The organism is Streptomyces sp. NPDC044033 (assembly GCF_056434425.1).
The window spans coordinates 344,257-363,624 of record NZ_JBWKFF010000001.1 but is presented as its reverse complement, the minus strand read 5'-3'; the positions used below and the strand labels follow the sequence as shown (position 1 = coordinate 363,624).

21 protein-coding genes are annotated in these 19,368 nt (G+C 68.8%); 10 read left to right on the top strand and 11 right to left on the bottom strand.

Going from position 1 to position 19,368, the window contains the following annotated elements; genetic code table 11:
* Window positions 1-40: 40 nt before the first annotated feature.
* Window positions 41-2,527: an MFS transporter gene (locus AC07AB_RS01545; protein WP_478559686.1), complete on the bottom strand. Its 2,487-nt coding sequence runs from the start codon at window positions 2,525-2,527 to the stop codon at window positions 41-43.
* A gap of 114 nt (window positions 2,528-2,641) precedes the next feature.
* The gene (locus AC07AB_RS01540; RefSeq protein ID WP_478558253.1) at window positions 2,642-3,124 is read right to left on the bottom strand and encodes a MarR family winged helix-turn-helix transcriptional regulator; all 483 of its coding nucleotides are present in this window, start codon (window positions 3,122-3,124) and stop codon (window positions 2,642-2,644) included.
* A gap of 285 nt (window positions 3,125-3,409) precedes the next feature.
* Between AC07AB_RS01540 and AC07AB_RS01535 the strand changes: the two genes are divergently transcribed.
* Entirely contained in the window at window positions 3,410-3,631 is a 222-nt protein-coding gene (locus AC07AB_RS01535) for a hypothetical protein (protein WP_478558250.1), read from the top strand.
* Window positions 3,632-4,307: 676 nt separating this feature from the next.
* Here the strand turns inward: AC07AB_RS01535 and AC07AB_RS01530 are convergent.
* Both AC07AB_RS01530 and AC07AB_RS01525 read right to left on the bottom strand, forming a co-directional pair.
* Window positions 4,308-5,453 (bottom strand): methyltransferase domain-containing protein, encoded by a 1,146-nt coding sequence (locus AC07AB_RS01530; protein WP_478558247.1) that lies wholly within the window; start codon window positions 5,451-5,453, stop codon window positions 4,308-4,310.
* Complete coding sequence (locus tag AC07AB_RS01525) at window positions 5,450-5,857, bottom strand: ATP-binding protein (protein ID WP_478558244.1); 408 nt, start codon at window positions 5,855-5,857, stop codon at window positions 5,450-5,452. Before AC07AB_RS01525 ends, AC07AB_RS01530 begins: the two co-directional genes overlap by 4 nt.
* A gap of 216 nt (window positions 5,858-6,073) precedes the next feature.
* Here AC07AB_RS01525 and AC07AB_RS01520 point away from each other — a divergent pair, with 216 nt between their 5' ends.
* Genes AC07AB_RS01520 through AC07AB_RS01510 form a run of 3 tightly spaced genes read left to right on the top strand, consistent with a single transcriptional unit; the run spans window position 6,074 to window position 7,397 of the window.
* Entirely contained in the window at window positions 6,074-6,910 is an 837-nt protein-coding gene (locus AC07AB_RS01520; RefSeq protein WP_478558241.1) for a helix-turn-helix domain-containing protein, read from the top strand.
* 11 nt (window positions 6,911-6,921) lie between these two features.
* Complete coding sequence (locus AC07AB_RS01515; RefSeq protein WP_478558238.1) at window positions 6,922-7,140, top strand: DUF397 domain-containing protein; 219 nt, start codon at window positions 6,922-6,924, stop codon at window positions 7,138-7,140.
* Window positions 7,141-7,190: 50 nt separating this feature from the next.
* A complete protein-coding gene (locus tag AC07AB_RS01510; protein ID WP_478558235.1) occupies window positions 7,191-7,397 on the top strand; it encodes a DUF397 domain-containing protein in 207 nt (68 codons plus the stop codon).
* A 314-nt stretch (window positions 7,398-7,711) separates the two neighbouring features.
* Here AC07AB_RS01510 and map read toward each other — a convergent pair whose 3' ends face one another.
* Window positions 7,712-8,494, bottom strand: coding sequence for a type I methionyl aminopeptidase (gene map, locus AC07AB_RS01505; RefSeq protein WP_478558232.1), 783 nt, complete (start codon window positions 8,492-8,494; stop codon window positions 7,712-7,714).
* 66 nt (window positions 8,495-8,560) lie between these two features.
* Between map and AC07AB_RS01500 the strand changes: the two genes are divergently transcribed.
* Complete coding sequence (locus tag AC07AB_RS01500; RefSeq protein ID WP_478558229.1) at window positions 8,561-8,902, top strand: helix-turn-helix domain-containing protein; 342 nt, start codon at window positions 8,561-8,563, stop codon at window positions 8,900-8,902.
* A gap of 158 nt (window positions 8,903-9,060) precedes the next feature.
* Here the strand turns inward: AC07AB_RS01500 and AC07AB_RS01495 are convergent, their stop codons facing one another.
* From AC07AB_RS01495 to AC07AB_RS01485, 3 genes are all read right to left on the bottom strand, one after another.
* Window positions 9,061-9,915, bottom strand: coding sequence for an alpha/beta hydrolase (locus AC07AB_RS01495; RefSeq protein ID WP_478558226.1), 855 nt, complete (start codon window positions 9,913-9,915; stop codon window positions 9,061-9,063).
* A complete protein-coding gene (locus tag AC07AB_RS01490) occupies window positions 9,912-10,112 on the bottom strand; it encodes an amidohydrolase family protein (RefSeq protein ID WP_478558223.1) in 201 nt (66 codons plus the stop codon). The genes AC07AB_RS01495 and AC07AB_RS01490 overlap by 4 nt, the downstream gene beginning before the upstream one ends.
* 275 nt (window positions 10,113-10,387) lie before the next feature.
* Complete coding sequence (locus tag AC07AB_RS01485) at window positions 10,388-10,921, bottom strand: GNAT family N-acetyltransferase (protein ID WP_478558220.1); 534 nt, start codon at window positions 10,919-10,921, stop codon at window positions 10,388-10,390.
* Between the two features lie 581 nt (window positions 10,922-11,502).
* On the opposite strand from AC07AB_RS01485, the gene AC07AB_RS01480 reads away from it, so the two are divergent.
* The 3 genes from AC07AB_RS01480 to AC07AB_RS01470 are packed head-to-tail and all read left to right on the top strand — an operon-like array spanning window position 11,503 to window position 13,883.
* A complete protein-coding gene (locus AC07AB_RS01480) occupies window positions 11,503-12,309 on the top strand; it encodes an SDR family oxidoreductase (protein ID WP_478558217.1) in 807 nt (268 codons plus the stop codon).
* A gap of 27 nt (window positions 12,310-12,336) precedes the next feature.
* The gene (locus AC07AB_RS01475) at window positions 12,337-13,230 is read left to right on the top strand and encodes a helix-turn-helix transcriptional regulator (RefSeq protein WP_478558214.1); all 894 of its coding nucleotides are present in this window, start codon (window positions 12,337-12,339) and stop codon (window positions 13,228-13,230) included.
* Between the two features lie 56 nt (window positions 13,231-13,286).
* Window positions 13,287-13,883 (top strand): hypothetical protein, encoded by a 597-nt coding sequence (locus AC07AB_RS01470; RefSeq protein WP_478558211.1) that lies wholly within the window; start codon window positions 13,287-13,289, stop codon window positions 13,881-13,883.
* Window positions 13,884-14,069: 186 nt separating this feature from the next.
* On the opposite strand, the gene AC07AB_RS01465 is transcribed toward AC07AB_RS01470, so the two are convergent.
* From AC07AB_RS01465 to AC07AB_RS01455, 3 genes are all read right to left on the bottom strand, one after another.
* On the bottom strand, window positions 14,070-14,852 hold the full coding sequence (locus AC07AB_RS01465; protein ID WP_478558208.1) for an alpha/beta fold hydrolase: 783 nt from the start codon (window positions 14,850-14,852) through the stop codon (window positions 14,070-14,072).
* Between the two features lie 137 nt (window positions 14,853-14,989).
* Window positions 14,990-15,901: a helix-turn-helix domain-containing protein gene (locus AC07AB_RS01460; protein WP_478558205.1), complete on the bottom strand. Its 912-nt coding sequence runs from the start codon at window positions 15,899-15,901 to the stop codon at window positions 14,990-14,992.
* An 81-nt stretch (window positions 15,902-15,982) separates the two neighbouring features.
* Window positions 15,983-16,993 (bottom strand): NADP-dependent oxidoreductase, encoded by a 1,011-nt coding sequence (locus AC07AB_RS01455; protein WP_478558202.1) that lies wholly within the window; start codon window positions 16,991-16,993, stop codon window positions 15,983-15,985.
* Window positions 16,994-17,104: 111 nt separating this feature from the next.
* On the opposite strand from AC07AB_RS01455, the gene AC07AB_RS01450 reads away from it, so the two are divergent.
* Entirely contained in the window at window positions 17,105-17,710 is a 606-nt protein-coding gene (locus tag AC07AB_RS01450) for a TetR/AcrR family transcriptional regulator (protein WP_478558199.1), read from the top strand.
* Between the two features lie 342 nt (window positions 17,711-18,052).
* Entirely contained in the window at window positions 18,053-19,177 is a 1,125-nt protein-coding gene (locus AC07AB_RS01445) for a PLL family lectin (protein WP_478558196.1), read from the top strand.
* The last annotated feature ends 191 nt before the right edge of the window (window positions 19,178-19,368 follow it).

Below are 19,368 nucleotides of genomic sequence, written 5' to 3'. Positions count from 1 at the left end.
CGAACCGCGCCCCGGTCCCCGGGGTCTTGCGCGGCGCCGGTCAGTCGCCGGGGTGGGTGAGCTCGACGTCGTACCCGTCGACGCCGTGCCCGGCGACGTTCAGCGCCCCCGCGACCGGCGGGTAGCCGCTCGCGATGACGGTGTAGTCGCCCGCGTCCAGGTCGGTGAAGGCGTACGCGCCGTCCTCACCGGTGGTGGCGGTGGCGACCACGTTCCCGGCCGCGTCGATCAGGGTGACCCGCGCGTCCGGCATGGGACGCCGGTCGGCCCCGGCCCGTACGGTGCCCTGCACCCGGGCGCCGGGCTGGAGTTCGACCTCCATGCGGGTGACGCCCTGGTGGCCGACCTCGACGGGGAGGGCGGCGGGCCGGTAGCCGGGCGCGTTCACGGCGATGGTGAACGTGCCGGGGGCCAGCTCGTCGAAGGTGAAGTCGCCCTGCGGCCCGGTCTTGCCGGTGGTGAGCACCTCGCCCCGGACGTCGGTGACGACGACCATCGCCGCGTCGACCGGCGCACCCGTGACGGCGGCGCGGACGAGGCCCGCGAGGCCGCTGGTGCCGGAGAGCAGGATGTCGTAGCCGAGCGGCTCGTCGCCGACGACGACGGTGGACGCCTGCGGCTGGTGGCCGTCGGCCGCCGCGATCAGGACGTACGAGCCGGAGCCCGGTGCGTACAGCGCGTACGAGCCGTCGCCCTGGGCCACGGCGCGGCCCAGCTGGCTGCCGCTCAGCGAGATCAGGGTGACCGCGGAACGGGCGACGGGCTGGCCGTCGGCGTTCTTCACGAACCCCCGGATCGCGGTGGAGCCCGGAGGCGGGCCGTCGCCGGTGGAGGCGAACGCCGCGAGGCGCTGCGGCTCGGAGGCGGCGGCGGGGGCCAGTGCCTGGTCGCCGTCGGCCGTGCTCGGCGCGCCGACGAGGGCGGGCTCCAGCTCGGCCGTGTTCTCGAAGGACTCGGCGGCCGTCGCGGCCGGCACGGGGGCCGTCGCCGGCTCCGCGCTGTCACCGGACAGCGCGCGCTCGGTGCCGGACTTGCTGCGCAGCGCGACCTCCTTGATGAACAGGGTGAGGAAGAAGGCGAGCAGGGCGCAGGGCGCCGCGTACAGGAAGACGTCGCCGACGCCGTGCCCGTACGCGCTCTCCATGATGGTGCGGAAGGGCGCGGGCAGCTGGGACAGGTCGGGTATGCCCCCGCCGCCGGCGCCGCCGTGGCCCAGGGCCGCGCCCTTGGGACCCAGGTCCGCGACGCCCTCCTGGACGTAGTGGGTGACCCGGGTGCCGAGCACCGCGCCGAGCGCCGAGACGCCGACCGCACCGCCGAGGGAGCGGAAGAAGGTGACGACGGAGCTGGCGGAGCCGAGGTCCTGGGGAGCGACCTGGTTCTGCGTGGCGAGGACCAGGTTCTGCATCATCATGCCGATGCCGAGGCCCATGAGCAGCATGTAGATGGCCAGGTGCCAGTACGGGGTGTCGTACCGCATGGTGCCGAGCAGGCCGACGCCCGCGGTGAGCAGCGCGCCGCCGGAGACCAGCCAGTACTTCCACCGGCCGGTCTTGGTGATCACCTGGCCGGAGACGGTGGAGGCGACGAAGAGGCCCGCGATCATCGGGATCGTCATGACGCCGGACATCGTGGGGGTCTTGCCGCGCGCCAGCTGGAAGTACTGGGAGAAGAAGACCGTGCCGGTGAACATCGAGATGCCGACGAACAGCGACGCGAGGGAGGCGAGGGTGATCGTCTTGTTGCGGAACAGCCGCAACGGGATGATCGGTTCCTTCGCCTTGGACTCGACGTAGACGAAGATCAGGGCGAGCACGATCGCGCCGCCGACCATCGCGAAGGTCTGCCAGGAGATCCAGTCGTAGTTCTTGCCGGCCAGGGTCACCCAGACCAGCAGCAGCGTGACGGAGGCGGCGACGAAGAACGCGCCGAGCCAGTCGACCTTGACGTCCCGCTTCAGAACGGGGAGCTTCAGGGTCTTCTGCAGCACGATCAGGGCGATGATCGCGAACGGCACGCCGACGTAGAAGCACCAGCGCCAGCCGAGCCAGCTGGTGTCGGTGATGACGCCGCCGAGCAGCGGGCCGCCGACGGTGGCGACGGCGAAGGTCGCGCCGAGGTAGCCGCTGTAGCGGCCGCGCTCGCGCGGGGAGATCATCGCGGCCATCACGATCTGGGCGAGGGCGGAGAGACCGCCGACGCCGACGCCCTGGACCACGCGACAGGCGATCAGCATGCCGGCGTTCTGCGAGAGCCCGGCCACGACCGAGCCGCCGACGTAGATCACCAGGGCTATCTGGACCAGCAGCTTCTTGCTGAAGAGGTCCGAGAGCTTGCCCCAGAGCGGGGTGGTCGCGGTCATCGCGAGCAGCGAGGCCGTGACGACCCAGGTGTACGAGGACTGGCTGCCGTGCAGGTCGTGAATGATGCGCGGCAGCGCGTTGGAGACGATCGTCGACGACAGGATCGCGACGAACATGCCGAGCAGCAGCCCGGACAGTGCCTCCATGATCTGCCGGTGGGTCATGGGCTCTGCGTCGGAGCCGGGGGCCGGTTGGTGGCCTCCGTGCTTGGCGTGGCCGCCCCGCACACCGGCTGGTGTGGTCGAAGCCATGTGGTTCCTTCGGTTCTTTACGCGTCGTTACGCGGGTGTACGGGCAGTGGAGTCCGCGCCGTGGGGGTGCGGTGCGCGCGCCCGGCAGTCGCCGAACGCCTCGCGCAGCCGCGTCAGCAAGTCGATGAGGCTGCCGACGTCGTCGTCGGACCAGTCCTTGAGGCACGCGGCGAGCGTCTCGGTGTAGAGCGTGGACACCTGGTTCAGCAGCTCGGCGCCGCTGGGGCTGAGGCTCAGCAGCCGGGACCGCTTGTCGAGCGGGTCGGGGTGCCGTTCGATCCAGCCGCGCTCGGCGACGTACGCGACATGCCGGCTGGTCACCGACATGTCGATCGCGAGCAGCTCGGCCAGCTTGCTCATCCGCATCTCGCCGTAGCGCTTGAGGAGGGAGAGCAGGATGGCCGAGGCGGGCGAGCAGTTCAGTGGGAGCATCCGGCCCATGTCTCGCTTGATCGCGTCGACGGTACCGAGTTGCCGGGCCAGCTCCTCGTACTGCTCTTGAGCGGCCACTGGCACCACCTCCGGACGATCAGTTGCTTAGGGCAACCATAGAATCATTTGGTTGCTGAAGGCAAACGAAATGGGGTCCGCAGAGGTAAAGGAGTGGGAAAGGGTGCGTAGGCGATACGTCAAGGTGCGGTGCGAACCTCGTAAAACCGCAGGTGAGGGTAGGTCGCGACGGGGGTACGGACGCGGACATAGAGGCGGAAGGCGGGGCGAACGGCCTCTGGGGCCAGGGGGGATGGGCTGCCCCGGGGTGCCGACGGGCACGCTTCTTCGCTAGGGTCCTGCCCTATGGCTAACCCCCAGCAGCAGGGCCCAGAGGGCAGCAACGACCCGGCCGGCAACACGCAGATGTTCCGCGCCTTCGTCGACGAAGAGCCCCAGCGCCGAGCGGCCGCTCCCGCGGCCGCAGTCACCCCTCCTTCCTCATCCGGCCCCCGGGTCGGGGTGATCGTGGGAGTGATCGTCGCGATCGTGGTCGTGGTGGCGGTGGCTTGGCTGGCGCTTAAGTAGGGGCGGGGGCTCGGCAGGCGCTTCGCGCGGCTGCCGGGCGCTCCGCGGATTGAGCCCGCTTTGCGGGTTGGGCGCGCTCTGCGGATTGAGTCCGCTGTGTAGGTCGGGAGCGCTTTGCGGGCCGGGTGCTGTGCGGTGGGGCGCGGAGTTTCGCACCTCATGACGAGGCGCCGGATTCCGCACCTGCCGCGCACTTCGCAAGCGGCGCTCCTCTGGGGCGGGCCGTCTCGCGGTGTGCCGACGCGCGGCTATCAGTAACGCGTCTCGCACGGGCCGCGCCCACCCGGTACCCCCGGCGCGCGCCGCCCGGCGCGTGACGCGTCGCGTACGGGCAATGGCGAATGGCGCGGGTCACGCCGCTGGCCCCGGCGCGCGGCTGCGGGGTGGACGAGGCCCGTACGAGCGTTGGCGCGGGTCACCCAACGGTTCCGGCGCGCGGTCCTTGGGCCGGGGCGCGGCCTGTACGAGCGTTGGCGCGGGTCGCCACCTTCCGCGCCCGGCCGGGGACCGGTCCGATCCGCCCCGGGGCGCGCAGTCGCCGGTGGCGCGGCCCGTACCCGTACCCCTGGCAGAGCCGGGGGTCAGGGCTCCCGGTGGACCCGCCCCGCCCGTACCGCAGCTCGATGCGGGGGTGTGGACGTACCGGCCGTCCGGCGGCCGAAGTCTCCGGGGCCTCTCAGGCGCCCCGCGTACGGCCGGCCGGCCACCGAGGGCCGGTGGCGGGGTGGCCGGACCATACGTACTGGTCATGCGGCGTGACCGTCATGCCGAAGTCGTACAGCTCGGGCGAGCCCTCGGCCGTCCACTCGTCCCAGGCGGCCAGCACCTCGTCGGCCAGGCGGCGCGGGCCGGACTGGTGGGCCACCGCTGTTCCGTTGTCGCCGGGGGAGGGGTGAAGGGCGGCCCAGGAGGTGTGGGCGGTGTCGTGGAGACGTACGGCCGGGGCGCCGTCGCCCGCCCAGCCGTACGTATCGAGAGTCAGGTGCACCTCCGGCAGGGCCACCCGTAGCGCGAACAGCAGGTGGGGGTCCGCACGCAGCGGGCCGAGGTCCCGTACGGTGCGCCACTCCGCCTCCGGCGGCGGACCGGTGCCGCGTACCTGCTGCCAGGTGGGCGGCGGGGCGGTGCCGCGGCTGGGCATGAAGGCCGCCAGCCCCTGAACCCAGCCGGCCGCCGACGCGCCGTCCTCGGCGACGGTCAGCGCCACGTGCCCCAACCTCCCCCAGGGCGTGACGATCCGTCCGCCCGGCCGCGTCTGTTCCACCCACGCCCATGGGACCGCGTCGACCGCGTACGTGCAGATCACCCGGTCGTACGGCCCACCCGCCGGCCACCCGGCGGCCCCGTCGCCGACCTCGACCGTGACATCGACTCCCATGGCGGCAAGCCGAGTTCGGGCCTGCGCGGCGAGTCCGGGGTCGGTCTCCACACTGGATACGAGCCCCGGCCCGGAACGCCGCGCCAGCAGCGCGGCGTTCCAGCCCGAGCCCGTACCCAGTTCGAGAACGCGCTGCCCCGGCTCCAGCTTCAGCGAGTCCAGCATGTCCACCACGACCGCGACGCAGGACAGACTGGACGACGCGCGCCCGTCGATGACCTGGGTGACGGCTGGATCGTCCGGCCCCGCGTACACCTGCGCCGCCCACCGCCCGGCTTCGGTTTCCCGGTCCACCGGTACGTACGCGTGGCCGTCCCACCGCCACAGCCGGTCGGGCGCGAACGCGTGCCGGGGCACGTCGCCTACGGCCCGCCGAATCCACGGCGCACGGTCGGGCCACAGCCTTCGCCGCTCCATGGCGGCGTCGAGGGTGGCGCCGTTCATGCCGCCACCAGTTCGCACCAGACGTACTTGCCGCTGTCGCCGGTAGAGGTGAGGGGGTGCCAGCCCCAGCCGTCGGCGCAGGAACGGACGAGGGCGAGGCCGCGGCCGTTCTCGGCGTCGGTGGGGGTGTACAGCGGGGGAGTGGGCGGCGTGGGGTCCGCGTCCCAGGCACCGATACGGAGCACCCCGCCTGCCCAGCGCACGCCGAGGGCCGCAGGCCCCTTGGTGTGGCGTACGGCGTTGCCGACCAACTCCGTTGCCAGCAACTCCGCCACCTCGGAGAGGTGCGGCAGCTCGTGGGCGGCGAGGATCAGGCGCAGCGCGCGGCGGCAGACGGTGACCGCACGTGGATCGTGCGGGATGTAAAGCGTGTACTCCCACGGCTCTTCGTCGTTTTCAGGCATGCGGGCACTCCGAGTGTGAGGGGGGAAGTCGGGGTGCACTGCGGTCTATGGGCGCGGTGGCATGGCCGCGGCCGTCGTGGCGTGACGGGGCGGTGCGCTTCCGGGGGGCCGAAGTCGCAGCGTGTGTGTTGCGTCACTTAAAGTAGGGGGCCAGTTGAACCCGGTCAAGCCGGACTGGGATACTCGTACTTTCAACTCCCGGGAGAGCAGGGGAACATGCCGGCGAGAAGCATTGTCACCGCCCGCCAGGAACGACTCGGCGCTGAGCTGCGCAAACTTCGGGAACGAGCGGGTCTGACAGGCCGGGAGGCCGCTCGGGCGGCGGGCATTGCCGAGACCAAGGTTTCCGCGATGGAAGCAGGCCGGGTCGGCGTCAGTGCTGAGCGTGTACGTCACTTGGCCAGCCAGTACGCGTGCGACGACGCCGCGCTCGTGGACGCACTGGTGGCCATGGCGACGGAGAGGGGCAGGGGATGGTGGGAGGAGCACAGGGGGTGGGTGCCCTCCGGCTACCTGAACCTTGCTGAGCTGGAGCACCATGCTGAGTGCTTGAAGAACTTCGAGAGCGTCTATATCCCGGGTCTGTTGCAGACCGAAGCGCAGATTCGGGCGCTCTTCGCTTCCACAGTGCCGAAACTGTCGGCGGCGGAGCTTGAGATGCGAGTGCAGTTCCGGCTGCGGCGCCAGGGGCTGTCTGTGCCCTACCTAGCAGTGATCCACGAAGCGGCACTGCGAATCAGGGCAGCCGACAGAAAGGTCGCCCGGAACCAGCTACTCCATATTTTGGAACAGTCCGAACTGCCCCATGTGACCGTACGAGTTATCCCCTTCGACGTGGATGATTTCGCCAGCCTCGGTGACCCACTGCTGTACGCGGGCGGGCCCGTTCCGCAGCTGGACGCAGTCCTGATGGATACGCCATACGGCCCTGCTTTTCTGGATGCAGAGGCGCAACTCCGTCGCTGTCGAGCGATTGTCCGCAAGTTGGAGGCGGCGGCACTCGGAGTCGTAGAGTCGAGAGAGCTCATCAACCGCCTCATGCAGAGCATGTGAAAGGGCCCGACATGACACTGATTGCCGTGTGGCAGAAGTCTTCGTTCTCCGGCGGTCATGACTCGGCCAACTGTGTTGAACTCGCTGCTGCGGGCGACGTCGTCTTCCTCCGCGAGAGCGAAGCCCCCGCCGACGTGCTTGCCCTCCCGCGCGGGGCGTTGGCGGGGTTGGTGCGTCAGGTGAAGGCTGGGGACCCCGACGGGGGCTTCGAACTGCCCGTGCATCGATAGAGCCGATGCATCCGCTGTCTCGTGCGAAGCGTGTGAAAGGGGGGCCCGGCATGACATTGGTTGCCGTGTGGCAGAAGTCCTCGTTCTCCAGCGGCGGTGATTCAGCCAACTGCGTTGAACTCGCTGCCGTGGGTGCCGTCGTCCTCCTCCGCGAGAGCGAAGCCCCCACCACCGCACTCACCCTCACTCGCCCGGCGCTGGCCGACCTGCTGCGCCGCGTAAAGGCCGGCAGTCCCGATGGCGAGGCTCGGCTGTAGGGGAAACGGGGGCTCCGCGCTTGATCCGCGATGGAGCGGGGGAGACGGCCCAGGTTGATCAGTGATGAGGCGCGCGAGCGCGCTCGCGCGGACGCCCGGACGTCTCCGGCGACTGGAAGACCACTGCGCGGAACCGAAATCGACCTTCGGTCGCGGCTCGCAGGGCCGCAGCTCTTGGGCCGGGTACCCGGCACCCTGGTTTCGTGTGCGCATTTACGCCTCGGGTTGCTCCACGATCACCAGAGTGCCGCGTCGGGCCGCTTCGATGCTGTCTTGCTTGCCGCAACTGGAAGAAGCGCGCGGGGAGTTCGGCCTTACGGCTGCGACGGCTTCGGCGACGTGAGGATTTCGGATCCGTCCTCGGTGATGGCGATCGTGTGCTCGCTGTGTGCTGTCCGGCAGCCCGTCGCGCTGCGGAGCGTCCACCCGTCGGCGTCGGTGACGAGTTTGGCGGTGTCCGCCATGACCCACGGCTCCAGGGCGAGCAGCAGCCCCGGGCGCAGTTTGTATCCACGGCCCGGGCGTCCGGTGTTCGAAACGTGGGGGTCCTGGTGCATCGTCGATCCGATGCCGTGGCCTCCGAACTCGGTGTTGATCGGGTACCCCGCCTTGGTGAGAACGGTGCCGATGGCGTGGGAGATGTCGCCGATGCGGGCGCCGGGGCCGGCGGCGGCGATCCCCGCGGCCAGCGCGCGTTCGGTCGCATCGATCATCGCGACGCTCTCCGGGGGCTTCGTGTCGCCCACGATGAAGCTGATGGCGGCGTCCGCGGCGACTCCGCGCTTGGAGACGGCGAGGTCGAGTGTCAGCAGATCGCCGTCGGCAAGCGTGTAGTCGTACGGCCGTCCGTGGAGCACGGCATCGTTGACGGCCGTGCAGATGTAGTGGCCGAACGGGCCGCGTCCGAAGGACGGCGCGTAGTCGACATAGCAGGACAGCGCTCCCGCGTCGGCGATCATGGACTTGGCCCACCGGTCGATGTCCAGGAGACTCGTGCCGACCGTGCTCCGGCCCTTCAGAGTCTGCAGAATGTCCGCTACCAGGGCGCCTGTGTCTTTTGCCCGGGCCAGCAGAGCGGGGTTCAGGATCTCGATCATGTGCCACTTTCCTCACGGAACCAACAACTATACCGGTCAAACTATACCGGTATTAGAATCGGTGCCATGGTCAGACTGCCGCTCACTCCCGCAGAGGTCGCACGCGGCCGGCACCTTGGCACCCTCCTGCGCCGGGCCCGGGGAGAACGTTCGATGCTTGAGATCGCGCTCGACGCACGTGTCTCACCGGAGACGCTCAGGAAGATCGAGTCGGGTCGCGTGGCCACCCCCGCCTTCCCGACCATCGCGGCGATCGCCGCTGCCCTCGGCCTCTCGCTCGACGCGGTGTGGGCCGAGATCAGCCGGTCCGACGTGAACTCCGACGGCGGCGTTGGACCCGCGAACTCCGACGGCGGCGTAGGACCCGCGAACACCGGTCACCGCACGCGTGAGCGGCTGACCGTGTAAGCCGCCATCCCGTAGCTGCGTCGGGGCGACAGGGGAGGACGTCTCGGCCCGGCTCTCGCCTACTGCCCCGGCCGGTGCCCCCGGCCGGTGCCCCTGGTCGGCCAGGCAGAGCCGCGGCGTCCAGGCTTGGCGCCGTCCAGGCTTGGCGCCGTCCAGGCTTACTGGGCGCGGCAGGTCCTGAGGTAGCTGAGGAACGATGCCTGCAACCCAGTCACGTGCGTTTCGTGCATGAGTGCGCTGGTGACGGATCCGCTGCGCGAGGTGAGGCGGTGAAGGAACGTGGCCGTGTTTTTCGTGAGATTCTGGTAGACCGCCAAGTCCCCGAGGATCTCTCGGTCGTTGAAGGTCACGTGAAGCTTGGTGGCAGGCAGGGTGTCACCCATTGCTTCAAGACGAGCGAAGACCTGACTGTCTGCATTGACAATGCCGGGGCTGCCCGCGCCGATGCTCTCGAAGAGGGCGCTATTGGTGAGCCAGGCGTAGAGACTGAAGAGTCCGCCGTAGGAATAGCCGAAGAGGCCGTGACCGCTCGGGGCTGTGCCGTAGTCGCGTTCGATCCGCGGGTGTAGGTCGTCGGTAAGGAAGTTCAGGAACATATCTCCGCGGCTGCCGCTCAATTCAGCGAGGTAGGCGTCGGCTTGCTCGCGAGTCGTCGTGCCCGCTTCGACCCCCATCTCCACCGCATCGATGTACTCCTTCGCGATGGGTTCGCCGGGGGGCACGAGGTCTCGGTTGCGCAACCGCTCCCAGTGCTCTGCCTCCTCGCCTGCGTAACCCACGCTGACTTGTACGTAGGGCTGAATCGACTGCATGGGGTCCAGTTGCGTGACGATGAGTGGGGCGGTCATGCCCACGGCCCAGTTGCCGTCGAGTACGTACACGACAGGCGCTTGCGCCGCGGCAGGGTCGTAGCGCGGTGGCGTGGTGACCCAGACGCCGTAGTCGTGCCCACCGCTGGAGCGGATCTCGAAGTAGTCGGTGTGGGCGAGGCAGCCCTGCCACATGGTGCTCATCTGAGGTCCTTCACGATGAGGCCGGCCTGGATTACGAGGACGGCGTTGGTGGGGTCGGAGAACAGTTCCGGGTCTTCGAGCGGGTTGCCGTTCCACAGAACGAGGTCTGCCTGCGCGCCGGGAGCGATGACACCCCCCTGGCCGGACAGGCCGAGGACCTCGGCGTTGGTCCGGGGCGCCGCCACGAGCGCTTCCATCGGCGTCTCCAGGGCTGCGCGCAGGCTGAGTTCTCTGCCGCGGCGGTCCCCTGGGCCGGGCCGATGAGGTCGGAGCCCAGCCCGGAGCGTTGAGCAGGCCCCATGACCCGCAGCCTACCGAGCCAATTGAGATGACCTCTTGGATCGTGATCTTGCTGGTTGTGACGGGGGGGCTTGGGCTGACCGGTGAGCGCCCGAGTCGGCCGATCCCGTGCTCAGCCATTGACCCTGGTGAGGGCAGTCGGACCAGGGACGACCCTCACCGGAGCGATCCATCACATGGGGAGCGAGAGCAGGCGGACCTCTCCGGTGGGCCAACTCGCGCCGTCGTGCAGTGGTGTCCACATGGTCCGCAGCGGCATGATCACTGGTCGCTCGGGTTGTTCGACGTGGACGTCCTGCTCAATCGTTCGCCAGCCGAGTCGCTGGTAGAGCGGGACGAGGGGCGGCCGGCAGAAGAGAAGCCCGTGCTGTGGCCCCATTGTCCGCGCGTGGTCCACGGCCGCCGATACGACCAACCGGCCCAGTCCGTGCCCGCGCAGATCAGGCGCGACAGCCACCCCGCCGACGCCCACCACCTGCGTGTCGACCCCGCCGATCGATATGGGGAGCCGCAGCAGACCGGCGTGTGCGACGAGGCGGCCCTGCTGCCTGATGACGAAATGATCTTCCTTGGGCAGCCACGTCAATCCGGCGTCCGCGACGCCGAAGGGATCGGCACTGTCGCCGACGATTTCGATCTGCTGGGTCTTCGTGTACTCCGTGAGTCGCACCGGGGTTGGAGGTACGGAAGAGAGGCTGTCTGTCATTTCGCCATGATCCTGCTCGCGCCGGATTCGGGGCAATGAAGCACACCGAAGTGCTCAGGGTGGCCCGGAGAGTTGCGAGGTCACGCTGGCGGGTGACGGGTGACGGGTGACGGGTGACGGGTGGCGGGTGCGGAGACGGGTGCGGCCACCGTTGGTCATCGGTTTGTGAAGACCTGAAGTAGGCCGTGCCCGTTGGCAGGAGGCATTCGAGGGCCTGATGGGCCGGGTCGTGGGACGCTCCGGCCCGATCGTCACCGCCGCCTTCCCGGAGCTGGCGGCCGCCGCCCGGCGCCTGCCGTCGGGGACGGCCTTCGACGGCGTTATGCGACCTGTACGGGTACCTCAGCTCCAAGGTGTCTCAGGTGAGTCAGCGCACCAGGCAAGGGGGGCTCTCACAGTACCTGGATCACCAGGGTCTCCCAGACGTCCCAAACGCCTGTCAACCTGATCGAGTCGAAAGCGCCGACAACACTCCATGGACACGCACCGCAGCTTTATCCCCATCAGTTCAATTCAGCTGCCCCGAATGCGCGACCGTGTCGGCGCATTCTTCCACGACAGAACAGAATGGACGGAGACCAATGGCGGACAATAAATTCACCACGCACACAGAACTTTTCGATCTGAGTGGGAAGTACGCCCTTGTCACTGGTGGCACCAAGGGCATTGGGATGATGATAGCGCGCGGCCTTCTCCAGGCGGGCGCCCGCGTCGTCATCAGTTCCCGCAAGGCAGACGCGTGTGCGGAGGCACAGCACCTGCTGTCCGAATTCGGCGACGTTCGAGCAATCCCCGCCGACCTGTCCAGGCACGACGAGTGTCAGCGCCTCGCTGATCTTGTCAAGGGAGACTCGGAACGCCTGGACATCCTTGTCAACAACGCGGGAGCGATGTGGCGCGAGCCGCTGGCGACGTTCCCGGACGAGGCCTGGGACGCAGTGATCGACCTCAACCTCAAGTCTCCGTTCTGGCTGGTGCAGGCGCTGCTCCCCGCACTTCGCAGGGCGGGCACCGCCGATGATCCCGCGCGGATCATCAACATCGGCAGTATCGCCGCCATCCACGTCGCCCAGTCGCCCAACTACTCGTACGCCAGCAGCAAAGCGGCACTGCATCAACTCACCAGAGTGCTTGCCAGGGAACTGGGCCCACAGCACGTCACGGTGAACGCGGTAGCACCGGGAGTGTTCCCGTCGCGGATGATGGAGTCCACGCTCGATGCCATCGGCGACACGATCGCGGCGGCGGCCCCTGCGCGCCGGCTCGGCCGCGACGACGACATGGCGGGTGTCGCCGTGTTTCTCGCCAGCCGGGCCGGGTCCTACCTCACGGGCACCGTCATTCCGGTAGACGGCGGCATCGCGACGACCGCAACGGGCACGCCTTAAACTGCCGGACGGGCTTACGGTGAGGGGATGGCCACGATGGATCTACGCACCGAGATTCGGGAGTTTCTCAGCTCGCGTCGCGCCCGCATCACACCCGAGCACGCGGGCCTGCCCGCTTACGGCGGCAACCGTCGGGTCAAAGGTCTGCGCCGCGAGGAGGTAGCGCTACTGGCGGGGGTATCGGTCGACTACTACGTACGCATGGAACGCGGCAGCCTCGCCGGTGCCTCCGATGGCGTGCTCGACGCGTTGGCCTCTGCCTTGCAACTCGACGAGGCCGAGCGCGACCACCTGTACCACCTCGCGCGCCGATCCAAGGCGCCGAGCGGCCCACGCCGGCGTCGGCCTGCCGTGACGGTGCGCTCGACACTGCAGCAGGTGCTCGACGCGATCTCCGATGCGCCGGCCTGGATCGGTAACGGCCGTTATGACGTGCTCGCCATGAATCAACTCGCTCGCGCGCTGTATTCACCGGTGCTGGCCGGCCCGCGACGGCCCGCGAACACCGCGCGGTTCGTCTATCTAGCTCCCGAGGCGGCCAGAGATTTCTTTGTCGACTACGACCAAGTTGCCGGTGGCGTGGCCGCGAAGCTACGCATGGAAGCCGGCCGCAATCCGCACGACGAGGAGCTGATCGCCCTGGTCGGCGAACTGTCGACGTGCAGTGAGCTATTTCGGCAGCGGTGGGCATCTCAGGACGTGCGGCTGCACCGGTCCGGCCGCAAGCGTGTGCGCCATCCGGTCGTGGGCCAGCTCGACTTGGATGTCGAGTCCCTGGAACTGCCCGCCGAACCCGGCCTGCACCTCAACGTCTACACCGCACCCGCGGGCACGCCGACCGCTGACAATGTTGCGCTCCTGGCGTCGTGGGCGGCCACCCAGCAGACGCTGGCGACTGAGCTCGAAGCACACAACGGATAGTCCAACCCGAGAGCAAGCAAGCGCAGCCTGATTTCCACGTGGTCGACCATGAGCGCATGGACGTCCCCGAACTGCTCGAATCAGCTTCCCTGCTGGTTCCGGAAGATACCGCCACCGAGAACGACATCACGGTGCGAGACATCTGGGACTACCTCGTCCACGACGAGTGGGAGATCGCCCTGGGCCTGCTGGAGGAGTTCGGGGACGGGCGCTCGCTCCCTCTGGCGTTCTGGGAGAAGCTCGCCGAGGCGGCTGAGCAGCTCTGGCTGGAGCGGAGCGCGGCTTGGTGCCATTGGCGGTGCTCCGAGATCCGCAACGGCGGGATCCGGGCGGATCTGACGCTCCGTCCTGCCACTGAGGCGCGACGCACGACGCCAATCTCCGGCGCCGGTGTTCTGCGGCCCATGTGGGACATCGGCCGCCTCTCGCCCACCGGTGGACATTCGGTCAGCATCGCAGGGCTTTGGGTCGAGAACATGCCCTGTCTGGAGCCCGGCGGGCGAGCCGCAGTTCGCCTTGTTCCCCTCACCCCATCCCACTGGACACACGTCCAGCCCGGCCAGCAGATCAACATGCACGAGGACCGAACCGTGGCCGGCACCGCAGTCATCCTGGAGGTTCATCGCCCTGCCGCCGCCAGGTCCGCGGGATGACGTGACTGGCTCACCGCCTGACTGCTGGTGCACATATCTCCGTACTTGGTGGAGCACTCGCGGGGTACGCCGACATCTGTCACCGCGGCTTTCGCAGCTTCGCCGAAGGAAACGAAATGGTGGACGCTGTTTCGTCAACGATGATCAGGTCGGCGTCATCCCACCGCTTCACGCGCTTCATGCGCCTCATTCCTGGGACCGGTGTATCGGTATATCGGTGTATGCCGTCGCCTGTACCCCGCCTGCGGTCCGAGCCTCTGTGGACGCGATCTCTGTCAGCAGACGGGAGACGGCCTCCGGCTCGGTGATCATGAGATCGTGTCCGCTGTCGATCTCCCAGAATCGGCCTTCGGCGCGCGCCTTGGCAATCGGGCCCTGGCTATGGACACCAAGAGCCAGACTATTGGTGGAGACGATCCGGTAATGCGGTATCGCCTCCAGTGCCGCCTCGTTGTTCAGGACGAGCGGCTGCTCAAGAGTTTTCCAGGGGTGCGGGGTGAGGCGCGGCAGCACCCACTCGATGTCCTTGGGGTCCGTAACCCCAAAGAACCTCACCAGGTCCTCGCTGGGGAAGAGTACGAGCTCGACACCGTCGACTACCTGGCCTTTTTCCCTCTCCTTGAGGAGGGTCGGGAACGCCTCGACCTGCGATGGGCCGACGGGGGCGTCGAGGAACACGAGCTTTCCGACCCGGTCGCTGACGCGATCGGCGGCTCCCTGAATCACCGTGCCACCGTAGCTGTGTCCGACGAGCACCACGTCCGTCAGGTCCTCGTAGAAAAGAAGGTCGGCCACCTCGGTGATGTGCGTGTCCAGATCGACATCGGGGCTCACGAGGTGTGACCGTTCGCCCAATCCGGTCAGGGTCGGGGAATACACGGTGTGGCCCTCGGGCTCCAGAATGCGAGCGACCTTCTGGTAGGACCATCCGCCGTGTCCGGCGCCGTGGATCAGTACGTAGACTGCCATGATCTGCCCTCCTGTTCCGTGTTGATTACAGATGACTAAGAGACCGCATAACGTTCTCGTTTTCGGTGCTGTTTTCCGGCATGCGGCAGCGCACATGCCGATGCGGGAATTCAGGACTTCAAGGCTTCAAGCTGGGGTCAGGCTTTGTCGGCCCGGGGCCGTTTCTGTGCCGCGCCGGAGGAGGGGCCGAGTCGCGTGGTGGCCTTGCTGGTGGCCTGGGCGAGCAGAGCGAGCGCGGCCTCCGAGGGCGAGCCCGCTTCTGTGGTGGCGACCACGACGTTGGGCTCCGTCCCGCTGCTCCAGGTCTGAAGGGTGACGGTCAGGTGCCCGACCAGCGGATGGCGCATCTCGTAGTCGGCGACGGTGCAGGGTTTGACGCGGTGTTCGGCCCACATCGCGGCGAACTCCGCACTCTTCGCGGACAGTTCGCCCAAGAGCGCGTGCAGTACGACGTCCTCCGGGTGCTGGGCCGCCACCAGACGCAGATTCGCGACCACCGCCCTGGCCCTGCTCGGCCAGTCCGCGTACAGGTCACGGGAGTGGGGGTCGAGGAACAGCAGCCTGGCCATATTGGGGCGCCGTACCGGCAGGTCAGGGGCGCCGGGGTCCAGGTGCCCGGCGAACAGCGCGTGGCCCAGGCGGTTCCACGCCAGTGCGTCGCTGCGCCGTCCGAGCACCATCGCGGGGGTCTCGCCCAGTGCGTTCAGCAGCCGGCGCGTCGCCTCCGTCACCCGTTCCGGCGCCGGTCGCCGGACCCGGGTGCGCTGTCTGTCCACCCGGCCCAGGTCGTGCAGGTGCCGCCGCCCGGACTCGTCCAGCCGAAGAGCCCCGGCGATCGCATCCAGAACCTCCGGCGACGCGCTCAGTGACTGCCCCTGTTCGAGCCGGGTGTAGTAGGAGGCGCTCACGCCCGCCAGCATCGCCAGCTCCTCGCGCCGAAGCCCCGGCACACGCCGGTGTTCCCCGTACGTGGGCACCCCGACATCCTCCGGGCGCAGCTGGGCGCGCCGCGCCCGCAGAAAGCTGCCGAGCTGCGTTTTTCCGTCCATGGTTTCGAGTATGGACGGCCTCGCGGCGCTCAGCCTGACCCAGCTGGGGATAGGAAGCCGCGGGGCTGCGGAGCCGCGCGGTTAGGCGACCGTGAGGACGATCTTGCCCTGGATGTGTCCTCGGGCGGCGCGTTCGTGTGCCGCTCGGGCATCCGCGAGTGCGAAGGTGCTGTCGATGGCGACGCGGACCGTGCCCGCGTCGAGCAGGCGTGCCAGCTCGGCGAGTTGGGCGCCGTTCGAGCGGACCTGGGTGCCCGTGACGGTGACGCCCAGCTTCGCGTTCTCTTCCTCGTCGAATTCGCCGAAGAAGACGGGGAACAGGGAGCCGCCGCGCTTGAGCGTGCGCAGGAAGCGCTTGCTGTCAGGGCCGCCGACGGCGTCGAGAACGAGGTCGACGCCGTGCGCCTGCTCTTCGGGACGGCTCTTGGTGTAGTCGATGAACTCGTCGGCGCCGAGCTGGCTCAGGAACGATTCATGCGCGCCCGACGCCACCGCGATGACACGTGCCCCCTTCCATTTCGCGAGCTGTAGCGCGAAGTGCCCCACGCCGCCTGCGGCACCGTTGACGAGCACCGTCACGTCGGCGCCGAGCGGCACCGGACGGTGCTTCGCGGCCTGGAAGGGCGACGGGTGATCGTGGCCGAGCCCGATCAGGAACTGCCAGGCCGTCAGCCCGGCCATCGGCGCCCCGGCGGCGTGCGCGTGATCGATGCCGGCCGGCTTGAGCGCGAGGTCCGACGCGGGCGCGGCCACGTACTCGGCGTATGCGCTGCCGTCGAAGCTGGGGAAGCGGAGGAGTCCGAAGACTTCGTCGCCGACGGAGAAGCCGTCGACGTCGGCGGCGACGGCCTCGACGGTGCCCGACAGGTCCGTCCCCGGAATCACGGGCAAGCTGAACTTCGGCCTCGTCTCCGGAGGCAGGTTGGACATCCCGTCGCGCAGGTACCAGTCAGGGGGGTTGACGCCGACCGCGTGAACGCGGACGAGCACCTCGCCCGGCCCCGGTCGGGGGATCGGCACCTCGTCGTAGCGCAGGACCTCAGGGCCGCCGTGCTCATGGAGGCGGACTGCCCTCATCGTGTGTGTCGGCATCGTTCTCTCCTGCCCGCGCCGCGGGATAGGGTTATCCGGATCAGCGATCCACATAAACGGTTCGCTGATCCGAATATATGGACCACTGATCCGGATAGTCAAGAGGGACCGATGCGGGCCGACGCCAGGAAGAACCGTGACCACCTGCTCGCAGTAGCGGGCACCGCCATCGCCGAGCAGGGCGTCGAGGTGTCGCTGCGCGACATCGCGCGCAGGGCCGATGTCGGGCTCGCGACGCTGCTGCGTCACTTCCCGACGCGCGAGGCGCTGCTCGACGCCCTGCTCCGTACGAGCTTCGACGAGCTGGCGGCCAAGGCAGGCGAGTTCGAGACGTCGAGCTCACCCGAAGACGCACTCGTCGCGTGGCTACGCGACTGCGTCGCGTGGACGACCGAGTACCGGGGCGTGACCGTGCTGATGGCAGCCGCCATCGAGGAACCCGAATCCGCGCTACACGCCTCGTGCGTCACCCTGCGTGCGGCCGGCGCGCGGCTCCTCACCCGCGCCCAGGCCGCGGGGGCGGCACGGAGCGACATCGATGGCACCGATCTGTTCGCGCTGATCGCGGCGCTCGCGTGGCTCGGCGATCAGCCCTCACTCGCGCCACGCGCCGACCACCTCTTCGATGTCGTCGCGAGCGCGATTCTGACGAGCGCGGGGAGCGGCGACGCCGAGGGGAACGCCAAGGAGGAACGCCGCCCTCGGGGCCGTAGCTGAAGCCGCCACCCGGCCCGGTGCCGCCGGCCCGTTCGCCGGTCACCGGCTGTGGTGGTGGGCGAGTGGCCGCGCGTCCGGAAGGTGTGGTCGGTGCACGAGGGGCCTTCGGGCAGTGGCCGCTCGTGTCCGAAAGGCTCCGGTGAGTGCCGCCTTCCGGTGCTGCGGCGGTGACAGGGCGGGGGGACGCTGCCAGAGTGGCCGCGCGAGGAACCTCACGGGCCCCGGCCGGACCTCGCCCCGCGTTCTGGCGTCGGCCACCGCGGCGCCGACGCCTCTCAGTTCGTATCGCCTCAGTTCGCCCCTGCCCGCGATACGCCGGGTGGCGGGCCGGAGAGGAACACGATGGCTTCATGGAAGTGGAACGACCAGCAGCAGCCCACCGCCACGATCGGCGTCCGGGCCACGATGGGCGCCGTCACCATGAAAGACGCCCCCCAGGACGCGCAACGTCCGTACGTATTCGTGCGCGGCTTCGACTCGCGGCTGTACGTCAACTGGTGGGACGGCAAGGCGTGGCACTGGGCCGACCAGGGAACTCCGGTCGGCCGCACCATCCTTGACAAGGTCGGCGCCGTCACGGTGCAGGACCGCCCGGACGCACAGCAGCGCCCGTACGCCTTCGTCATCACCGACGACTCCGAGCTCCACGTCAACTGGTGGGACGGCAACAAGTGGAACTGGAGTGACCAGGGCGCGCCCAGCGGGCGACGGATCCGCGAGGGCGTCGGGGTCGTCACCGTCCGGGACACCCCGACGTCGCCGCAGCGCCCGTACGTCTTCGTCGTCACCGACGACTTCCGTCTGTGGGTCAACTGGTGGGACGGCTCCAAGTGGAACTGGAGCGACCAGGGCGCGCCGCCGAACCGCACCATCTCGCGCCCCATCGGCGTCACCACCATGCGCGACAACCCCAACGCCTTCACCCGCCCGTACGCCTTCGTCATCACCGACGACTCCCGGGTCTGGGTCAACTGGTGGGACGGCTCCAAGTGGAACTGGAGCGAGCAGGGCGCGCCGTCCGGGCAGCCGGTCAAGAAGGGCGCGGGGGTCGTCAGCGTCCAGAACGACCCGCAGGCGACGGAACGTCCGTACGTCTTCGTCCAGGGTTACGACTCGAAGCTGTACGTGAACTGGTGGAACGGCTCGAAGTGGAGCTGGAGCGCGCAGGGCGCCCCCGGCGGCCGGCTCATCCTCGACTCCGTCGGCGTGGTCACGATGAAGGACGACCCGAACGCCTTCACCCGCCCGTACGCCTTCGTCATCGGCGACGACTCGAAGCTGTACGTGAACTGGTGGGACGGCAAGGCGTGGCACTGGGCCGAGCAGGGCACACCGACCGGGCGCGTCATCGAGCGCCCCGGTGAGGTGATCACGGTCCAGGACAGCTCGAACGCGGCGCAGCGGCCGTACGCCTTCGTCGTCACCGACCACTCCGACCTGTGGGTCAACTGGTGGTCACTGCCGTAGTCGGCGCAGAACAGGCGGGTCTCCGGGCGGCCACCGGAGACCCGCCGTTGGGCTTGTGCCTTATCCCTGGCCGGGGGGGGGGGGGGGGGGGGGGGGGGTGTTGTTTTGATTTGGGGGGTTCCTCCCCTCGAACCTGGGCCATCCCCCACCCCGAAAAACCCCCCCCCCCCGTCCTGAGACCCAATTTACTC

Excerpts from the sequence above, each read along its gene's own strand:
- AC07AB_RS01545 (WP_478559686.1), bottom strand. The coding sequence starts at position 2,527 with ATGACCCACCGGCAGATCATGGAGGCACTGTCCGGGCTGCTGCTCGGC.
- AC07AB_RS01535 (WP_478558250.1), top strand. The coding sequence starts at position 3,410 with ATGGCTAACCCCCAGCAGCAGGGCCCAGAGGGCAGCAACGACCCGGCC.
- AC07AB_RS01530 (WP_478558247.1), bottom strand. The coding sequence starts at position 5,453 with ATGAACGGCGCCACCCTCGACGCCGCCATGGAGCGGCGAAGGCTGTGG.
- AC07AB_RS01525 (WP_478558244.1), bottom strand. The coding sequence starts at position 5,857 with ATGCCTGAAAACGACGAAGAGCCGTGGGAGTACACGCTTTACATCCCG.
- AC07AB_RS01520 (WP_478558241.1), top strand. The coding sequence starts at position 6,074 with ATGCCGGCGAGAAGCATTGTCACCGCCCGCCAGGAACGACTCGGCGCT.
- AC07AB_RS01515 (WP_478558238.1), top strand. The coding sequence starts at position 6,922 with ATGACACTGATTGCCGTGTGGCAGAAGTCTTCGTTCTCCGGCGGTCAT.
- AC07AB_RS01510 (WP_478558235.1), top strand. The coding sequence starts at position 7,191 with ATGACATTGGTTGCCGTGTGGCAGAAGTCCTCGTTCTCCAGCGGCGGT.
- map (WP_478558232.1), bottom strand. The coding sequence starts at position 8,494 with ATGATCGAGATCCTGAACCCCGCTCTGCTGGCCCGGGCAAAAGACACA.
- AC07AB_RS01500 (WP_478558229.1), top strand. The coding sequence starts at position 8,561 with ATGGTCAGACTGCCGCTCACTCCCGCAGAGGTCGCACGCGGCCGGCAC.
- AC07AB_RS01495 (WP_478558226.1), bottom strand. The coding sequence starts at position 9,915 with ATGAGCACCATGTGGCAGGGCTGCCTCGCCCACACCGACTACTTCGAG.
- AC07AB_RS01490 (WP_478558223.1), bottom strand. The coding sequence starts at position 10,112 with ATGGAAGCGCTCGTGGCGGCGCCCCGGACCAACGCCGAGGTCCTCGGC.
- AC07AB_RS01485 (WP_478558220.1), bottom strand. The coding sequence starts at position 10,921 with ATGACAGACAGCCTCTCTTCCGTACCTCCAACCCCGGTGCGACTCACG.
- AC07AB_RS01480 (WP_478558217.1), top strand. The coding sequence starts at position 11,503 with ATGGCGGACAATAAATTCACCACGCACACAGAACTTTTCGATCTGAGT.
- AC07AB_RS01475 (WP_478558214.1), top strand. The coding sequence starts at position 12,337 with ATGGCCACGATGGATCTACGCACCGAGATTCGGGAGTTTCTCAGCTCG.
- AC07AB_RS01470 (WP_478558211.1), top strand. The coding sequence starts at position 13,287 with ATGGACGTCCCCGAACTGCTCGAATCAGCTTCCCTGCTGGTTCCGGAA.
- AC07AB_RS01465 (WP_478558208.1), bottom strand. The coding sequence starts at position 14,852 with ATGGCAGTCTACGTACTGATCCACGGCGCCGGACACGGCGGATGGTCC.
- AC07AB_RS01460 (WP_478558205.1), bottom strand. The coding sequence starts at position 15,901 with ATGGACGGAAAAACGCAGCTCGGCAGCTTTCTGCGGGCGCGGCGCGCC.
- AC07AB_RS01455 (WP_478558202.1), bottom strand. The coding sequence starts at position 16,993 with ATGCCGACACACACGATGAGGGCAGTCCGCCTCCATGAGCACGGCGGC.
- AC07AB_RS01450 (WP_478558199.1), top strand. The coding sequence starts at position 17,105 with ATGCGGGCCGACGCCAGGAAGAACCGTGACCACCTGCTCGCAGTAGCG.
- AC07AB_RS01445 (WP_478558196.1), top strand. The coding sequence starts at position 18,053 with ATGGCTTCATGGAAGTGGAACGACCAGCAGCAGCCCACCGCCACGATC.